At 54.4% G+C, this 16,205-nt stretch carries 16 protein-coding genes, 2 tRNA genes and 1 pseudogene; 12 read left to right on the forward strand and 7 right to left on the reverse strand.

Annotated features, from left to right (window positions below; all coding sequences use genetic code 11):
* Nucleotides 1-3: 3 nt before the first annotated feature.
* The 3 genes from DX909_RS03280 to DX909_RS03290 all read right to left on the reverse strand — a co-directional run bounded on the left by DX909_RS03280 (nucleotide 4) and on the right by DX909_RS03290 (nucleotide 1,963).
* Nucleotides 4-78, reverse strand: a tRNA-Val gene (locus DX909_RS03280).
* 22 nt (nucleotides 79-100) lie between these two features.
* Complete coding sequence (locus tag DX909_RS03285; protein ID WP_128543618.1) at nucleotides 101-1,420, reverse strand: MFS transporter; 1,320 nt, start codon at nucleotides 1,418-1,420, stop codon at nucleotides 101-103.
* A 108-nt stretch (nucleotides 1,421-1,528) separates the two neighbouring features.
* The gene (locus tag DX909_RS03290; protein ID WP_128543619.1) at nucleotides 1,529-1,963 is read right to left on the reverse strand and encodes a hypothetical protein; all 435 of its coding nucleotides are present in this window, start codon (nucleotides 1,961-1,963) and stop codon (nucleotides 1,529-1,531) included.
* Between the two features lie 152 nt (nucleotides 1,964-2,115).
* On the opposite strand from DX909_RS03290, the gene DX909_RS03295 reads away from it, so the two are divergent.
* Together DX909_RS03295 and DX909_RS03300 are read left to right on the forward strand one after the other, a co-directional pair.
* On the forward strand, nucleotides 2,116-3,678 hold the full coding sequence (locus tag DX909_RS03295) for a T9SS type A sorting domain-containing protein (protein ID WP_229310928.1): 1,563 nt from the start codon (nucleotides 2,116-2,118) through the stop codon (nucleotides 3,676-3,678).
* A gap of 19 nt (nucleotides 3,679-3,697) precedes the next feature.
* Complete coding sequence (locus tag DX909_RS03300; protein ID WP_128543621.1) at nucleotides 3,698-5,731, forward strand: thioredoxin domain-containing protein; 2,034 nt, start codon at nucleotides 3,698-3,700, stop codon at nucleotides 5,729-5,731.
* A gap of 116 nt (nucleotides 5,732-5,847) precedes the next feature.
* Here DX909_RS03300 and DX909_RS03305 read toward each other — a convergent pair whose 3' ends face one another.
* Both DX909_RS03305 and ruvC read right to left on the reverse strand, forming a co-directional pair.
* Nucleotides 5,848-6,270: a secondary thiamine-phosphate synthase enzyme YjbQ gene (locus tag DX909_RS03305; protein ID WP_128543622.1), complete on the reverse strand. Its 423-nt coding sequence runs from the start codon at nucleotides 6,268-6,270 to the stop codon at nucleotides 5,848-5,850.
* Between the two features lies 1 nt (nucleotide 6,271).
* Nucleotides 6,272-6,871: a crossover junction endodeoxyribonuclease RuvC gene (ruvC, locus tag DX909_RS03310; protein WP_128543623.1), complete on the reverse strand. Its 600-nt coding sequence runs from the start codon at nucleotides 6,869-6,871 to the stop codon at nucleotides 6,272-6,274.
* A 96-nt stretch (nucleotides 6,872-6,967) separates the two neighbouring features.
* On the opposite strand from ruvC, the gene DX909_RS03315 reads away from it, so the two are divergent.
* The 7 genes and pseudogenes from DX909_RS03315 to DX909_RS03345 all read left to right on the forward strand — a co-directional run bounded on the left by DX909_RS03315 (nucleotide 6,968) and on the right by DX909_RS03345 (nucleotide 12,772).
* The gene (locus DX909_RS03315) at nucleotides 6,968-7,900 is read left to right on the forward strand and encodes a lysylphosphatidylglycerol synthase transmembrane domain-containing protein (protein WP_229310929.1); all 933 of its coding nucleotides are present in this window, start codon (nucleotides 6,968-6,970) and stop codon (nucleotides 7,898-7,900) included.
* Nucleotides 7,900-9,036 carry a glycosyltransferase family 2 protein gene (locus DX909_RS03320; protein WP_128543625.1) on the forward strand — a complete coding sequence of 379 codons (1,137 nt, stop codon included), beginning with the start codon at nucleotides 7,900-7,902 and terminating at the stop codon, nucleotides 9,034-9,036. The genes DX909_RS03315 and DX909_RS03320 overlap by 1 nt, the downstream gene beginning before the upstream one ends.
* Nucleotides 9,037-9,054: 18 nt before the next feature.
* Nucleotides 9,055-9,669 carry a polysaccharide deacetylase family protein gene (locus DX909_RS03325; RefSeq protein WP_128543626.1) on the forward strand — a complete coding sequence of 205 codons (615 nt, stop codon included), beginning with the start codon at nucleotides 9,055-9,057 and terminating at the stop codon, nucleotides 9,667-9,669.
* A 72-nt stretch (nucleotides 9,670-9,741) separates the two neighbouring features.
* A pseudogene (locus tag DX909_RS03330) lies at nucleotides 9,742-10,737 on the forward strand (glycosyltransferase); the annotation flags it as partial.
* A 22-nt stretch (nucleotides 10,738-10,759) separates the two neighbouring features.
* On the forward strand, nucleotides 10,760-11,548 hold the full coding sequence (locus DX909_RS03335; RefSeq protein WP_128543628.1) for a TatD family hydrolase: 789 nt from the start codon (nucleotides 10,760-10,762) through the stop codon (nucleotides 11,546-11,548).
* An 11-nt stretch (nucleotides 11,549-11,559) separates the two neighbouring features.
* Nucleotides 11,560-12,627, forward strand: coding sequence for an asparaginase (locus DX909_RS03340; protein WP_128543629.1), 1,068 nt, complete (start codon nucleotides 11,560-11,562; stop codon nucleotides 12,625-12,627).
* A gap of 57 nt (nucleotides 12,628-12,684) precedes the next feature.
* Nucleotides 12,685-12,772: transfer RNA gene (locus DX909_RS03345), tRNA-Ser, on the forward strand.
* An 838-nt stretch (nucleotides 12,773-13,610) separates the two neighbouring features.
* On the opposite strand, the gene DX909_RS03350 is transcribed toward DX909_RS03345, so the two are convergent.
* Nucleotides 13,611-13,811 carry a hypothetical protein gene (locus tag DX909_RS03350; protein ID WP_128543630.1) on the reverse strand — a complete coding sequence of 67 codons (201 nt, stop codon included), beginning with the start codon at nucleotides 13,809-13,811 and terminating at the stop codon, nucleotides 13,611-13,613.
* A 4-nt stretch (nucleotides 13,812-13,815) separates the two neighbouring features.
* The gene (locus tag DX909_RS03355) at nucleotides 13,816-14,082 is read right to left on the reverse strand and encodes a hypothetical protein (protein ID WP_128543631.1); all 267 of its coding nucleotides are present in this window, start codon (nucleotides 14,080-14,082) and stop codon (nucleotides 13,816-13,818) included.
* Between the two features lie 101 nt (nucleotides 14,083-14,183).
* On the opposite strand from DX909_RS03355, the gene DX909_RS03360 reads away from it, so the two are divergent.
* The 3 genes from DX909_RS03360 to DX909_RS03370 all read left to right on the forward strand — a co-directional run bounded on the left by DX909_RS03360 (nucleotide 14,184) and on the right by DX909_RS03370 (nucleotide 16,151).
* Complete coding sequence (locus tag DX909_RS03360; RefSeq protein ID WP_128543632.1) at nucleotides 14,184-14,948, forward strand: XRE family transcriptional regulator; 765 nt, start codon at nucleotides 14,184-14,186, stop codon at nucleotides 14,946-14,948.
* Nucleotides 14,949-15,082: 134 nt separating this feature from the next.
* Nucleotides 15,083-15,502 carry an OsmC family protein gene (locus DX909_RS03365; RefSeq protein ID WP_128543633.1) on the forward strand — a complete coding sequence of 140 codons (420 nt, stop codon included), beginning with the start codon at nucleotides 15,083-15,085 and terminating at the stop codon, nucleotides 15,500-15,502.
* Between the two features lie 190 nt (nucleotides 15,503-15,692).
* The gene (locus tag DX909_RS03370) at nucleotides 15,693-16,151 is read left to right on the forward strand and encodes a hypothetical protein (RefSeq protein WP_128543634.1); all 459 of its coding nucleotides are present in this window, start codon (nucleotides 15,693-15,695) and stop codon (nucleotides 16,149-16,151) included.
* Nucleotides 16,152-16,205 lie beyond the last annotated feature (54 nt).

Raw genomic sequence — 16,205 nt, forward strand, 5'->3', positions numbered from 1 at the left:
TTGTAGGATGTAGCGGGCTCGAACCGCTGACCTCCGCCCTGTCAAGACGGCGCTCTGAACCAACTGAGCTAACATCCTGTCGTGGATTGGGACTGCAAAACTAAGAAATTTCTTCAGCTTCCAAACGGACGCGATAAACTTTTTGCGAAGGAATTCGCCACAAAAGCAGCAGCCCGATCGCAAAAACGACCAGCAGCGCCAGCACGCTGTTGCGCATACTGCCTGTAACCTGCTCGATCAGACCGTACATTGCCGTTCCGATCACGATGGAAAGCTTTTCGGTTACGTCGTAGAAACTGAAATAGGAAGCGGTGTCGTGGGTGCCCTCCGGAATAAATTTCGAGTAAGTAGCCCGCGAAAGTGCCTGCACCCCGCCCATCACCAGGCCGACGAGGACGGCCAACCCGTAAAACTGATACTCGGTGGTCACGAAATAGGCACCGATGCAGATACCGACCCAGATGGTGACGGCCACCATCAGGGCGTAGATGTTACCGAACCGCCCCGACAGGCGCGCAAACAGGGTTGCTCCGGCAATACCGACCAGTTGGATCAGCAGAATGGTAATGATCAGACTCTGGCCGGGTAGTTTCAGTTCGTCGCTGCCGAAAATGGTGGCGATATACATGACGGTTTGCACACCCATGTTATAAACGAAAAAGGCCAGCAGGAACCGCTTCAGAAGCCCCTGCTGCCGCACCTGTCCGAACACTTTTTTTAGCTCCCGAAACCCGTTGAAGATCCAGCCCGACGAGTTTTCCTCCCGTTCTACCCTGACCGGATCGGTCAGGCGACGGAAGGGAATCTGGGCAAACCCGATCCACCAGACGCCAACGGTAAGAAAGGAAATCCGGGAGGCCATGCCGCCGGAAATGCCGCCGTACCACTGGGGAAAAAGGATCATGGACAGGTTGAACACCATCAGGATCACGCTGCCTACGTACCCCATCGAAAAGCCGCGGGCGCTGACCCGGTCGAACTGGTCTTCCGAAGCGATTTCGGGCAGGTAGGAATTATAGAAGACGATGCTCCCGCTCCAGCCGATCAAACTGAGAATGAAGCAGATGACGGCGAACGTAGTCGTTTCCCGGGTAAAAAAATACAACAGGGAGCAGTTGATGGCGCCGAGGTAGCAGAAGAACTTCATGAACGATTTCTTCAAACCGCTATAGTCGGCGATGGCCGTACAGAACGGGCTCAGGAGCGCAATCAGCAGGAACGAAGCCGAAACCGAATACGAAAAAAGGACCGAATTCTTCACCGAAACCCCCAGAAACTCGATCACCGGTCCCCCTGACTCGTTCACGGCCGTCGCACTGAAATAGACCGGAAAAATGCTGGAAACGATCACCAGCGAATGCACCGAATTGGCCCAGTCATACAGACACCAGGCGTTGATGATACGGGGGGAGTTTTTCATGAAAATTGTTGAATTGTTGAATTGTTGAATGATTGAATGTGCTCCGCAGTGCAGGAAAAGGCAACGCACCATTCAATCATTCATCAATTCAACAACTCTATCATTTTTTCAAAGTACGGGTTCGAATTCCAGGTTGGCATCGGTTTCGGTGCCGGAGACGGGGATTTTGTTGCGCAGAACCATTTTGCTGCGGGAGATTTCGACCAGGCCGAACCGGGCCTTGAGACCCGGAATGTCGACGTCGATGGCCGTTTCGTTATCCACCAGTTCCCAGGTGCCGCCGTTTTTGACCTGCTTTGTAATCCGGTCGGATGCGACAACCTGTTTATTGGCTTTGAAATCAAAAATCAGCTCATACAGGACAAGGGTCTGGATGCCCATTTTTTCCTTGGCGATCAACCTGCCCTGGGTATCGGTGATCTGACGGACGGACCATTTGTTGGCCACTAGCAGGTCGGATCTTTTGATGGAGTCCTCGTCTTTTTTACAGCCCGTTAAACAAATGAAAAGAAAGAGTGTGGCAATCGCGCTGAAACGCTTCATAATCGGTGGTAAGATTGTATGTTTGATGCAATTTAGTATTTTTGAATAAATCCCTCTTGATGTTTTCAGGACGTTTTTCTGGGTTGCGGGTATTCGGGCATCTTTCGGCAATTATTCTCCCCCTACTGATTTCCAATGCCGTCCGGGCACAGGTGCAATGTGCCGAACGGATTCCCTTTAACCCGGTTTCAAGGCCCAACACCATCGAATGGTCCAAGTTTCCGGAATTCAAACTTCCCTTTACGATCATCTTCGGAGGACCGCGCGTCGATACGCTGGGGCAGCCGCTGAAACGCGGTTTTACCGCTTTCAGCAGTTTTAAACCGACGGAGGCACTCTCGGAAGAACAGCGGGCCATCGAATGGCACGGCATCGCCTACGGCCTGAAACAGCCCTGGGAAACCCTTGAAAGCCCCTGGGGAAACGATACGGCCGCCTACCACCGGGAATGGGATAAATACCTGAATACGCTGGCCAACGGTCGGAAGAATCCCAAGGGGCTTTGGCTGGTTCCGGGCCGGCTTCTGATGGTCGACATCGAACGCGTTCATGAGACCGACGACCGCATTCTTCAGCTGAAATCAAATACCCTGACGCCCGAAATCTACCGACGGCTGGCGGATGCCGAATTTATCGCCCAGTATAAAAAGGACATGGTGACGCTGTATGCCGAGACGATCCGGTATATCCGCCGGAAAGCCGACCTGACCAACGTTAAAGTCAGTACTTATAGCGACGTACCGATCCGGAATACGTGGTTCAACATCATCGGGAATACCTGGCAGGACTGGACCACCAACGCAGGTCGTGTCAGCTTCCTCGTCAAGGACCCCGTCACGAACAAGGTCGGGGGCGCTTTTTATCAACAACTTGATTTCCTGAGCCCTTCGGCTTATTATTATTACGATTATCCGAGTCCGCTCGCCGGGGATTATCTGGCCTATATGCTCTTTCAGATCGAAGCTAACCGGGCCTGGAGCGACAAACCGGTCATCCCGTTCGTCTGGATGCGTTACCATGAATGTTGCGGTTCGGGGGGCAAATACATCCAGCCCCATATGGCCGAAGCCACCGCGGTATTCCCGTTTTTCGCCGGAGCGAAAGGGTTGTGGCTCTGGGATGGCGTCGCCGGCCCGCAGGACGCTCCCTACGGCATTTACGAGCATTTCATTCATGGCCTGTACCGCCTGTCCCGGTTTGCCGATATGTTCGAGGGCACGTACGAGCTGATCAGCGACAAACCCGCCCGCGACCATATGGAACAGCAGACTCCCATCTGGCGGGGTGTTCTGAAAAACAACCAGCTGCTCGTGGCCGCGCAAAACCCGTATGCAGGTGAAAACCAGAAAACGGAAGTAACCGTCGCCTACAAAAACCAGAAATTCATTCTATCGCTGACGGGCCGGGAGGTCTATCTCTGCAAGTTCGACCTTTCGGTGCTGGGGGTCGAAAACCCCGCTCCTTTCACCGATCTGCGTGTCTATCCCAACCCCGCTCACACCTCCGCTACCCTGGAGTTTACCACCCCGACCGGTCGCCGGGCGGACCTTCAGCTCATCAATCTGAACGGACAGACGGTAAAAAGCCTCCCGATTCAAACTTCCGCCGGTCTGAACCGGTTTACCCTTCAGCTGCACGAATTGCCCAAAGGGGTTTACCTGATCCGCATCTCGGACGGCAACGTGGAGGCTCAGAAAAAACTGCTTAAAAATTAATTCCGGATCGTTCCATCTCATGAATCGACTCGCGAAGGAAACCAGCCCTTACCTGCTTCAGCATGCCCATAACCCGGTCGACTGGTACGCCTGGGGCCCGGATGCGCTGCAAAAAGCCGCCGATGAAAACAAACCCATTCTGGTGAGCATCGGCTATTCCGCCTGCCACTGGTGCCATGTCATGGAGCGGGAGTCCTTTGAAAATGAGCACGTTGCAACGGTGATGAATCAGAATTTCGTGTGTATCAAAGTAGACCGGGAAGAACGGCCGGACGTCGATGCCATTTATATGGACGCGGTGCAGGCGATGGGAGTTCAGGGGGGATGGCCGCTGAACGTTTTTCTGATGCCCGATGCTCGCCCCTTCTACGGTCTTACCTATCTTCCCCCCAAACAGTGGGTCAACCTCCTGAACAGCGTCCGGAACGCCTTCGACGAAAATTACGACCAACTGGCCGATTCGGCCGAAGGCTTTGCCCGGCATCTCGGAATGAGCGTGGCCGAACAGTATTATCTGACCGATAACCGGCCGGTTTACACGAAGGAAGCCCTCGAAACCATGTACGGGAAACTGGCCCGTTCGTTCGATTCGGAAAAGGGCGGTCCGCGCCGGGCTCCCAAATTCCCGATGCCGGCCAATTACGGTTTCCTGCTCCGGTATTATCAGGTGACCAAAAATCAGGAAGCTCTGAACCATATCCGGCTGACGCTCGACCGAATCGCCCTGGGCGGGATTTACGATCAGGCCGGCGGAGGATTTGCCCGGTATTCGGTAGACGACCAGTGGTTTGCGCCCCATTTCGAGAAGATGCTTTACGACAACGGGCAGCTTCTGACGCTTTACTCCGAAGCCTACAGCCTGATCAGAAATGAGCTATACCGGAAAACCGTCTTTCAGACCGTTGATTTCCTCCAGCGGGAACTGACCAGTCCGGAAGGAGGCTTCTATTCGGCCCTGGATGCCGACAGCGAAGGGGAAGAAGGCAAGTTTTACACCTGGACGACGCCGGAGTTACAATCTGTTCTGGGAGACGATTTTACCTGGTTCGCGGAATTATACCACATTAACCCGAACGGAAACTGGGAACACGGCCGCAACATCCTGCACCGCACCCTTTCCGACGAAGAGTTTGCCCGGATGCAGGAATGGAACCCGGATCAATTGACACGCAACCTGGCCACGGTGCATCGAAAATTGATGGACATCCGGGCGGATCGCATCCGCCCGGGTCTGGACGACAAAATCCTGTGTTCCTGGAACGGCCTGATGCTGAAAGGCCTCGTAACGGCCTATCGGGTGTTCGGAGAGACCCGGTTTCTTGAAATGGCCGAAAATAACGCCCGGTTTATTCGAAACAGACTGACGCAACCGGGTACCGGCCGGTTGTTTCACAGCTACAAAACCGGTCCGGATGGCGCAGGAAAAGCCACCATAACCGGGTACCTGGAAGATTATGCGGCCGTGATCGACGGCTATCTGGCTCTCTATCAAGCCACTTTTCAGGAATCTTACGTAGAGGAAGCCGACCGCCTGACCCGGTACGCCATCGAGGGCTTCTGGGATGAGGAAGACCGGTTATTTTATTTTACCGACGCTTCCGGCGAAAAACTGATTGCCCGCAAAAAGGAGGTATTCGACAACGTCATCCCGGCGTCCAACTCCATGATGGCTCACAACCTGCACACTCTAAGCCTGCTTCTCGACCGCCCCGACTATGCCGAACGGCTGGAGGCCATGATGGGCCGGGTTCAGAAACTGCTGGAACAAAACGCCGATTACCTGACAAACTGGGCTTCGCTGTATGCCCTCCACGTAACACCGACGGCTGAAATTGCCATCATCGGCCCGGAAGCCCTCCTGTTTAGAGAGGAGTTCGACCGCCGGTTCTACCCCAATAAAGTGCTGGCCGGAACGGTGACCGAAAGCCACCTTCCCCTGCTCGAAAACCGCACCCCTCTCCACGGACAAACCGCCATTTATGTCTGCTACAACCGGGCCTGTCAGTTGCCGGTCCTGAGCGTGGAGGAAGCGTTGGGGAGTTTGGGAGTGTAGGAATGGTGAGGGCTTGTTGTCATCCCTCCTTCGTCGGGATGACAATTCCTGTTGAAACCCAACTCCCTTACCCTTAAACTCCCAAACCCCTCAACTCCACCAACTCCCCAACTCTTTCACTCTCCCCATCCCGTCAGCACCAGGCTTCGGCTGCCGCCGTGGTTGCGGTGTTCGCAAAGGTAGATGCCCTGCCAGATGCCGAGGTTCAGGCGACCATTAGTGATGGGTATCAGGACGGAATTGCCGAGCAGGGAGGCTTTCAGGTGGGCCGGCATATCGTCCGGGCCTTCGTCATTGTGGCGGAAATAAGGGGCATTTTCCGGCACCATGCGGTTGAAGTGGCTTTCAAAGTCCTGGCGGACGGTCGGGTCGGCGTTTTCGTTGATGGTAAGAGCGGCCGAGGTGTGCTGAATGAACACCTGAAGCAGCCCGGCCCGGAGCTGCCGGATCTCCGGAAATTGCCGGACGATGTGGTCGGTGATCAGGTGGAAGCCCCGCGGAAACGCCGGAAGCCGGATTTCCTTCTGGAAGAGCTGCATTTTATTTGAGCCGGTTTGGGTTTTCGTTCACAAAAGCCGACCAGGCACCCTTTTTGGTCTTCTTGCCGCTGGAACGTGCTCCCGGGATGGCATTTTCGTGAAAATGATGGCACACCGCAATGGCGAGCGCATCGGTGGCATCGAAAAATTCGGGGTCGAGGTCGGCCTGGAGTAGATGTCCGACCATGTGGGCTACCTGTTCCTTGGCGGCATTCCCGTTCCCGGTGACCGATTGTTTGACCCTCCGGGGTGAATATTCGACGATCGGAATCCCCCTGGAAAGCGCGGCCGCCATCACAACCCCCTGCGCCCGGCCGAGTTTCAGCATGGCCTGAACGTTTTTTCCGAAGAAGGGGTCTTCGATAGCCATTTCGTCCGGGGTGTGCTCATCGATCAGCTGGATGGCCCGGTCGAAGAGTTTCTTTAGTTTCAGTTCGTGGGTACTATATTTGCTCAGGTGAATCACACCGTATTGCAAAAGACTCATCTGCCCGTTCTGCACCCGGATCACCCCGTACCCGGCGATCTGGGTGCCGGGATCGACGCCCAGAATAATTTTTTCGGATACGATACGTTCCACAGGTGCGGCAGGAAGGGTCATGAGTCTGGTGTCCGGTGTTTCAGATGAGCGGTTATGCAAAGTAACGGGATCGTCCCCCAAAGAACGTATACTCACACCAAAAAAATCGTCATTTTGGTGAAGATCGCCATTTTGGGGATAATTGCCTATTACATCTACCTGAGTCTCTCCCGCCAGCGGCAGGATTTCCTTTCGGTCTGGCAATACTGGCAGAAGGCCGACTGGCTGAGCCTGCCGGCGGTTTTGCTTTTGGGGCTGACTCCGGTGAACTGGCTGCTGGAAGCCCGCAAGTGGCAGATCCTGGTCCGCCGGATCGAGCCGCTCTCGCTCGGTGAAGCCCTGCGGGGTGTTTTATCCGGCTTATCCATGGGCTTCGCGCTGCCCGCCCAGCTGGGTGACACGGCAGGCCGCCTGCTTTCCCTGCGTTCCGACCAGCGGTTTCAGGGCATAGGCGCTTCTTTGGTTTCGGGCGGGATGCAGTTCTACGCGGCCCTTCTGTTCGGCACCGTTGCCCTGATTTCCAAACCAGACATTTTTCAGGAAAATTTTCAGGTCACCTACCGGGCCTTGCTGGCTTCCCTGCTGGTCTGCCTCTTTCTGGGAGGTATAACGGCCATGAACCGGCACCGTCTGGCTCAGTCCGGGATTTCCTGGCTGAAACGCTGGGAAAAATACTGGTCGGTTGCGGCTTATTACTCCTCAAAAGAACTCTGGCAGGCACTGGGAACAGCTATGCTTCGTTACCTGACCTTTTCCCTTCAATTTTACCTGTCCCTCCGGCTTTTTGAAGTCATCCTCCCGGCGTTGGATATGGCCGCCGGGATCGGTCTGGTATATCTCGGAAAAACCATCATTCCGGCCTTCAATCTGCTCAGCGACCTCGGCATCCGGGAAGCTACCTCACTGTGGGTGTTCGGTCAATGGGACGTTCGGGCGTCGCAGGTACTTTCCGCCACGCTGACCCTCTGGCTAGTGAACATTCTGACTCCAGTCCTGGCCGGCTTCTTTCTTATCTGGAAAATTAAAATTGGCCAACGGCGTGATCCATAATGTTTTATATACTCCTAGCTATAGTTACAATTTATTCAGTTTTTACCCTCGTGCTGACCGCAGCCTGGTGGAAAAATCCATCCCTTCCGACGTTGGAAACGAATGGTTCAGGGCCTCCGGCGGTGCGGATCAGTGTTATCATCCCGGTTCGGAACGAGGAACAAACCCTGCCGATACTGTTGAAGGATCTCTGCGCACAAACCTTTCCTTCCGAAAGTTTTGAGGTCATTGTCGCCGACGACGGTTCGACGGACAATACTCCAAACATTCTGGCAGCTTTCGTCAGTCAGGTTCCCTTCCGCCTGCGCCCACTGACCCTGACCGAGGGGCCGACGACCTCGCCCAAGAAAAGGGCCATCCGCCAAAGCATCGCCCTTGCCACCGGAGACCTGATCGTGACCACGGACGGCGATTGCCGGGTAGGTCCCCGCTGGCTGGAGATCATTGCCCTTCATTACCGGCAAACCGGCGCCCGAATGATCACGGGTCCGATCACCTTTCTTCCGGAGCATACGGCCTTCGATTATCTTCAGACAGTGGAGAGCAGCAGCCTGATCGGTTCCGGGGCGGCCACGCTGGCGTTGGGTCTGCCCACCATGTGCAACGGAGCCAACCTGATCTACGAAAAACGGGCTTTTGAGGAAGTGGGAGGATTTGACGGTACCGAACACATTGCCTCAGGCGACGACGAATTTCTGATGCACAAAATCGCCAAACGCTTTCCTAACGGTGTTAGATTCCTGAAAAACCCCGATGCCGTCGTCCGGACTACCCCCCAGCCGACGCTAAAGGCGTTCTACCACCAGCGGAAGCGGTGGGCCAGCAAATGGAAAGCCTACGAAAGTTATCTCCCGTCCCTCCTGGCCTTTTTTGTGTTCACCAGCAATCTGTCCGTCCTGATCACACTGGCCGGATGGGCAGCCGCTGCGCTTAGTTCCAGCCAACTAATCTGGCTGATCGGCTTGAAAGCTGTTCCGGAGTGGTTATTTTTGGGGTCGGTCCTCGTATTTCTGGGAAAGAGGAAAACCCTGCCTTGGATACCGGTTACCCAATTGGTTTACCCGTTCTATGTGGTCTTTTTCGGGCTGGTGGCCCAGCGAAAAGGGTTCAGGTGGAAGGGCCGGGATTTACGCTGAAGACCGAGCCTGATCGCGATGTTCTTATTCAAAACCAATTTCATTCTCCGAAGCCTCTATCCCCGTTTCCGGTGGCGGGTCCGCACCCGGGAGAAAGTGATCTACCTGACGTTCGATGACGGGCCGATCCCGGAGGTGACCGAGTTTGTCCTGGCTACCCTGAAGGAGTTCGGTGCCAGGGCTACCTTTTTCTGCATCGGAGACAACGTCCGGAAGCATCCCGAGATTTACGAAATGGTCTGCCGGAGCGGGAATTCCATCGGTAATCATACGTTTAACCACCTGAACGGCTGGAAAACGGAGGACGGGCCCTATCTCGAAAACTTCCGGCAATGTCAGACGCAGCTCGGCCTGCCGACCCGGCTGTTTCGTCCCCCCTACGGCCGGATCAAACGAAGCCAGGCCCGGGAGGTTCTCCAAACCCACGAGGTCGTGATGTGGGATGTCCTGACCGGCGATTTTTCGCCGAACCTTCAGCCGGAAATGATCCTTCGGAAAACCATCCACTATTCGGAACCCGGCTCCATCCTCCTTTTTCATGACAGCCTCAAGGCCTGGCCCCGCATGAGCTTTGCCCTTCCCCGGGTGCTTTCCCACTTTTCTGAACGGGGCTACCGGTTCGAGGGGTTGTAATCGAACGTTTTTATACTGGTTTTTCTTAACTGACAGAAATCCTGTACCGGTGGCCGGTACAGGCAGGTAAATAGAATGCAGCCGACCGTCAGCATATTGATTGCCGCCCGTAACGAGGAAGCCAACATTCTCCGGTGCCTGCAGGCGCTGGAGCGGCTGGCGTTTCCGGCAGAAGACCTGGAAGTCCTGATCGGAAACGACCGGTCGGAGGACAATACGGGTCCCCTCGTGGCGGCTTTCATCGCCGAAAAATCCAACTTCCGGCTGTTAGACATAAACAGCCGGATCGGCAATCAGGCGGGCAAGGCCAACGTTCTGGCCCAGCTGGCCCGGGAAGCCCGGGGCCGTTTTTTTCTGATCACCGATGCGGATTGCGAGGTCTCGGCCGGCTGGATTTCCGGTATGATCCGGCCTTTTTCGAACGAAGGCGTCGGCGTCGTGACCGGATGTACCCGGATGGTCGCCCATACCGCGTTTCAGAAACTCCAGGCCATCGACTGGCTGGCGGGCCAGCATGTGATCGATCAGCTGGCCCGTTTCGGGATTCCGCTGACCACCATGGGCAACAACATGGCCGTCCGCCGGCAGGCCTATGAGGCAACGGGCGGATATGAACATCTGCCGTTCTCCATCGTCGAGGATTTCCAGTTGTTTCGCGAAATCCTGAAACACCGGTATAATTTCGCCCACCTGTTTCGGCCGGAGGTGCTGGCCATGACCCAGCCGCTCCCCGGATTCCGGGCGTGGCTTCATCAGCGCAAACGCTGGATGATCGGTGCGATGGAACTCCCGTGGTATTTTCTCGCTTTTCTCCTTTTACAGACCCTGTTTTATCCGCTGCTGATTGGCCTGAGCTTCTGGTTTCCGGTCCTGGCGGTGAGTATCTGGGGCCTGAAATTCGGACTCCAGTCGTTCCAGCTGGCGGTGATCCTGAAGCGGTTCCATTGTCGGGACCTCTTGCCCTTTATCCCGCTGTATGATCCGTATGTCCATATCGGGTACCTGATGACCCTGATTTTTTATCTGTTACCAACCAAAGTAATCTGGAAGGGTCGTACGTATCCGTAAACCATTTTTTGAAATACCGCCCATGTTGATCGATACCCACGCACACATTTACGATCCCCAGTTTGAAGACCGGGAGACCATGCTTCGTCAGGCGGCTGGAGAGGGAATCGGCCAGATCTGGATGCCCAACTGCGCCCGTGAGACTGTGGAGGGTATGATGGAACTGGCAAGTGCCTATCCGGATCGGTGCCTGCCGATGATGGGTCTGCATCCCTGCTATGTGAGCGAATCCGTGGAAGCGGAGCTGGCCGAAGTGGAAAACCGGCTTCATCGCAGCCGGTTTATTGCCGTAGGCGAAATCGGGCTGGATTTTTATTGGGATATGACCTTCGTGCCGCAGCAGTTCGAAGCCTTTCGTGTTCAGCTTCAATGGGCGTCGTCCCTGAACCTGCCGGTGTCCATTCACAGCCGGTCCGGACACGACCGCAATGCCTTTGCGGAGGCCGCCGACCTGATCGAACAACTGGCCCTCCCGAACCTGAACGGCATTTTTCACTGCTTCGTGGGAACGGCCGACGAGGCCCGGCGGGCCATCGACCTCGGCTTTAAGCTGGGCATCGGGGGTGTCTCGACTTTCAAAAACGGCGGTTTGGACAAGGTGATCCCAGAAATTGGGCTGGAACACCTCGTGCTGGAAACCGATTCGCCCTACCTGGCCCCGGTTCCCTACCGGGGTAAACGGAACGAACCGGCCTACCTCCGGCTGATCGCCCGGCGGGTCGCCGATCTGAAACAGGTTTCTATGGAACTGGTGGAAAGCCAGACCACCACCAACGCCCTAACTCTCCTGAAAGGGATTCCCACCCTGTAAGTACCTAACCGATGTACCAAACCGTCCATATCAATCCCGCTCTCCCCAACAAACCCCGTTCGTCAGTGCTGGTCATTTATACCGGGGGCACGCTGGGAATGGTCTATGACCGGCTGAACGACCAGCTGGTTCCCTTCGATTTTGAGCAGATTCTGGACCGGGTTCCGGAAATCCGGCGGCTGGATTTCGAGCTTACCGTGGTGACGCTCAATGAACTGATCGATTCCTCCAACATGAAACCTGACCACTGGATCGATCTGGGGCGGATTATTCGGAAAAATTATGTGGATTTCGACAGCTTCGTCATCCTCCACGGAACGGACACCATGGCCTACACGGCCTCCGCGCTGAGTTTCCTGCTGGAAGGGCTGAATAAACCTGTCATTCTGACGGGAGCCCAGTTGCCGATCGGGGTAGCCCGGACCGACGCCCGGGAAAACTTCATCACCGCCCTGGAAATTGCGGCCGCGCAGGAAAACGGCCGGCCGATGGTGCCGGAGGTCTGCATCTACTTTAATTCCCTGCTGTTAAGAGGAAACCGGGCCAAGAAGAAGGAAAGTGTTCATTTCAACGCGTTCCATTCGGAAAATTACCCCCACCTGGCGATGGCGGGCGTCAGCATCGAATACAATACGCCCTTCATCCGCTCTTACGATCCGGAGGCCCATCTGGTGCTGCATGAGGAGATGGAAACGCAGGTAATGGTGCTTCCGCTGTTTCCGGGCATCAACCGGCAGGTCATCGGAGCCATTCTGGGCATTCCGGGACTTCGGGGGTTGATTCTGGAAACGTACGGCGCCGGCAACGCTCCTACGGACACCTGGTTTTTGAATGCCCTGAAAAGCGCCGTCGATCGGGGGCTGATCATCGCCAACGTCTCCCAATGCGACGGGGGACGCGTCACCCAGGGCCGCTACCAGACCAGCAAGCTTTTACAGCAGATTGGGGTAGTCAGTGGCGGGGACCTGACCGTAGAGGCCGCCGTTACCAAGCTCATGTTTTTACTCGCCGGGGAACCGGACCCCGATCGGCTGAAAAAGCGACTGGCCGAACCGATCTGCGGAGAAATGAGCGTTTGAAAAAGCCAAAGGGTTGGAATATTTACAAACAAACCTCATATTTGCACTCCGTTAAACAGAGAGGTGTCCGAGTGGTTGAAGGAGCACGCCTGGAAAGTGTGTATACGTCTCAAGCGTATCGAGGGTTCGAATCCCTTCCTCTCTGCAAAAAGCCGTTCCTGGCACTAGGAACGGCTTTTTTTATGGCCGGGACAATCTCCGGGACAAAGCGCTCCATCATGATAAAAGGTTGATTCAGCAAGGGCCGCCGGTCTCAATTTCCAGACAAAAAATCGGGGCCATTGGCTCATAAAATGATTTTTTAGCCGACAGGATGTTGGCTCCTTCAAGTTTTTAAAAAATCGTCTGAGACGGAATCAGGATCGATTTTAACCAAACCTGCCCTTCTTTTTCCTCCGGAAGTGAAACTTTAACTGCAAAAGGACATTACCTACAATTTGGTTAGTTGCCGAGAATTGACAATTTTTGTGAATCCACGACAGTCGATGGAATAGCTATTTTAACTGGACTGAGTTAACTTTTTCCCGTTAACATTTTGTCATTCAACGCTATAAAGAAAAACAGTCCTCTTCCATAGGAAAAGGACTGTAACAATTACTAGTCATTTGTTTAAAAATTCATTAAATGTACAATTATTTCTTCCCATTGTCAACTATTGACGGTGAGTGATCCAAAAACCAGCCGCTGCGGCTGGTTTTTCTTTTTCGGGGAGAAGCTTACAATCAGCCGCAAAGTCCAAATGGGACAAACACAAAACCCGACGCCAGGGGGTCGGGCCTGTTATATCTTATCTATCGTACAAGTTAGGTGGGAGGTCATGACTCGATCGGTTCGAGAGCTAACCCGCCCGAAGATAAAGTTAGAAAGGCAGACGGAAAGTTTTTAACAGACAGGGGCGCCTGTCTGAAAAGTGAAAGGAATTGTCCCGAAATGAACAGGTCTTAAAAAGAGCCGAACCACCGAACGGCGGGTTACCGGCCGGATCAGGGCCAGTGATCGGCGGTTTTCGTTCGGGTTTCGGCCGAGAGCACCGATAAGTTATTTTCGATGACCTGCCCACGGAAATTACTTTTTTGGAAGTTCATCTGCAGGTCGTCTTCCTGTGCGATCTGCAGCTGCTCGACGATCTGTCGTTCCATTTCGCGGATGCGGACCGCCAGTTGATTGAGTTTTTTATCCTTCATCGATTTACTTTAAGGCTCTGACGAGTTTTTTCATCTTCTTTCTGCGCTCCGTTTCCACGATGCGTAATCCGTTCATAATGGCCTCCAGCGTCTTCACCCGGATGTTTCCGCCGGCTTTGGCCTTCTGAATGACCCGAACCGTAAGGCCTGCCGCTTCGGCCACCCGCTTTTCTCCGCCAAAATCTGCCACCGCGACCAGGCGTTGATGTAATTTTTCACGCTGTTCTTGCGATAGTACCATTATTTTAGTAGAGTTGCGTTCGTTCTGCATTCATCTTACGTTCGCAGATTTGTATATGCAAATGTATATATTTTTGACTATCAATGTCAACCATTTCCAACCGAATTTTTTGAAAAAAGATTGTAAATACCATGCAGGAATCTGAGTCAGAGCGTGTTGAAAAGAAGAGTTCAATAGGACAAAGAATCAAAGCCATCCGGGAAGATAAAGGACTCAGTCAGGTTGAATTTGCCAGAGCCATCGGAACGCAGCAACCGAACGTCTCCGATTATGAAACCAAGGGGGTCGTCCCCCGCCGGGGAACCATCCGGAATATCGTCGAACGGTATTCGGTCAATGAAAAGTGGCTGCTGACCGGCGAAGGGGACCGGTATCTCCCGACCGCTGAAAACGGACCCGAATACCGGAATCCGGCGACCGAAGCCGGTGCTACCGCCAGCGAACCGACCGCGCCCTACTCCTTCCATACGCTCATTACCCGGCTGCCTGAAGACCAGAAGCGGTTTTACATCCCCTATTATGACATCGACGTGGCAGGCCGCATCGAAGCCATCACCGCCGGAGACGCCAGCGCCAAAGGCTACATCTATGCTCCGGGCTTTGCCAACTGCTTCGCCTGCCGGGTCGACGGCGACAGTATGTATGATATGATCTATCCCGGCGCCACCGTGTTCATTCAGGAGATCAGCCCCGTCACGAGTTTCGACCCCGACCGGATCTACCTCATTATCCTCGACTATCACAAAGTTCTGAAAAGCGTCCACGTCGTCCCCGAAGATCAAACCAGGGTGGTTTTGAGATCCGTAAACCGGAAATACGAGGACTGGACCATACCGCTGGGAGAAATCCGCAAACTCTTTCTGGTGAAAGGCTACTGGAATCAGATCGTCAACTGAGGGTCTCAACCGTTCAATAAAGGTTTTAGCCGGCCTTCCTGCAATTTTCACCCGGATGCCTTATCTTTCCCGGCCGTTTCAAAGGCTTTTGAATTACCTCATTCAACTTTATCTCATTCAACCTGTTAGCACGCATGAAAATCAAACGCTCCGCCGATGCCCGCTGGACCGGCTCCGGCAAGGAAGGCAAAGGCACCCTGACCACCCAGAGTACGGTGCTTAACCAGACCCAATATTCCTTCAATACCCGCTTCGAGGACGGCATCGGGACCAACCCGGAAGAACTGGTTGCCGCCGCCCACGCAGGCTGTTTTTCCATGAAACTGGCCTTTAACCTGCAGGGCGCCGGCTTCACCGCCGACTCGATCGAAACCCGCAGCGTGGTCACCCTCGACCCGGAACAGGGCGTCACGGGTTCCCACCTGATCGTCAAAGCCAGCATTCCCAATATTTCAAAGGAGAAATTCGACGAACTTGTGGCCGACGCGGAGAAAAACTGCCCGATTTCCAAATTGCTGAATGCAGAAATTACCGTAGAGGCCACCCTGGCCTGATTCCGGCTCCGGCCGGTATTGAAGCGGTTTTCAACGGGATCGTAACCCGTTGGAAACCGCTTCTTTTTTTGGAAAAAGAGGATTGCTTTGGCCCCGGATTTGCTTCTGAAATACGATAGACCGGGTGCTGTTCGTTTGAAAGAAAACTGAACCCGGTGAATCCTGACCAATCCCATAACCCCATTTCCCGATGAGACGAATCGTCCCGTTTTTCCTCCTGTTGCTGCTGATCGTCACTTCCTGCAAGAAAGGCGGCAGCGACATCGAGAATGTTGACCCGCGAGACCAGTACCTCGGTGTGTACGACGTCGATTACTCTTCCAGAACCGTCGTCGGTACCATCAATACCAACGGCGACAGTGGAAAAGGTACCATCACCATCAGCAAGGGCAACGCTGCCGACGAACTCCAGCTGGCCGTCGTTTTTCCCGATTACAACGGAACTGAACTGGCCAAACTGAACGGTTCGAAATTTACGATGGGACGGACCCGTCAGCAGATCAAAATTTACAACGCCACCTACGACGGCGAGTACAACGGCACCGGTTCCTTCGACGGAAAGAACCTGACCATCACGGCCGTGGTAAAATCCAACCAGAACGGCACGCCCATCGAGTGGATCCAGAACTGGAAAGGGTTAAGACGATAACCGAAGACCAATACACGGATAAAGCCCGCCCGGATCCGACCGACTCCGGGCGGG

The organism is Larkinella soli (genome assembly GCF_003703975.1).
Lineage (GTDB): Bacteria > Bacteroidota > Bacteroidia > Cytophagales > Spirosomataceae > Larkinella > Larkinella soli.

What these genes read in the sequence shown, in the direction of transcription:
- DX909_RS03285 (WP_128543618.1), bottom strand. Translation starts at nt 1,420, where the DNA reads ATGAAAAACTCCCCCCGTATCATCAACGCCTGGTGTCTGTATGACTGG.
- DX909_RS03290 (WP_128543619.1), bottom strand. Translation starts at nt 1,963, where the DNA reads ATGAAGCGTTTCAGCGCGATTGCCACACTCTTTCTTTTCATTTGTTTA.
- DX909_RS03300 (WP_128543621.1), top strand. Translation starts at nt 3,698, where the DNA reads ATGAATCGACTCGCGAAGGAAACCAGCCCTTACCTGCTTCAGCATGCC.
- DX909_RS03305 (WP_128543622.1), bottom strand. Translation starts at nt 6,270, where the DNA reads ATGCAGCTCTTCCAGAAGGAAATCCGGCTTCCGGCGTTTCCGCGGGGC.
- ruvC (WP_128543623.1), bottom strand. Translation starts at nt 6,871, where the DNA reads ATGACCCTTCCTGCCGCACCTGTGGAACGTATCGTATCCGAAAAAATT.
- DX909_RS03320 (WP_128543625.1), top strand. Translation starts at nt 7,900, where the DNA reads ATGTTTTATATACTCCTAGCTATAGTTACAATTTATTCAGTTTTTACC.
- DX909_RS03325 (WP_128543626.1), top strand. Translation starts at nt 9,055, where the DNA reads ATGTTCTTATTCAAAACCAATTTCATTCTCCGAAGCCTCTATCCCCGT.
- DX909_RS03335 (WP_128543628.1), top strand. Translation starts at nt 10,760, where the DNA reads ATGTTGATCGATACCCACGCACACATTTACGATCCCCAGTTTGAAGAC.
- DX909_RS03340 (WP_128543629.1), top strand. Translation starts at nt 11,560, where the DNA reads ATGTACCAAACCGTCCATATCAATCCCGCTCTCCCCAACAAACCCCGT.
- DX909_RS03350 (WP_128543630.1), bottom strand. Translation starts at nt 13,811, where the DNA reads ATGAAGGATAAAAAACTCAATCAACTGGCGGTCCGCATCCGCGAAATG.
- DX909_RS03355 (WP_128543631.1), bottom strand. Translation starts at nt 14,082, where the DNA reads ATGCAGAACGAACGCAACTCTACTAAAATAATGGTACTATCGCAAGAA.
- DX909_RS03360 (WP_128543632.1), top strand. Translation starts at nt 14,184, where the DNA reads ATGCAGGAATCTGAGTCAGAGCGTGTTGAAAAGAAGAGTTCAATAGGA.
- DX909_RS03365 (WP_128543633.1), top strand. Translation starts at nt 15,083, where the DNA reads ATGAAAATCAAACGCTCCGCCGATGCCCGCTGGACCGGCTCCGGCAAG.
- DX909_RS03370 (WP_128543634.1), top strand. Translation starts at nt 15,693, where the DNA reads ATGAGACGAATCGTCCCGTTTTTCCTCCTGTTGCTGCTGATCGTCACT.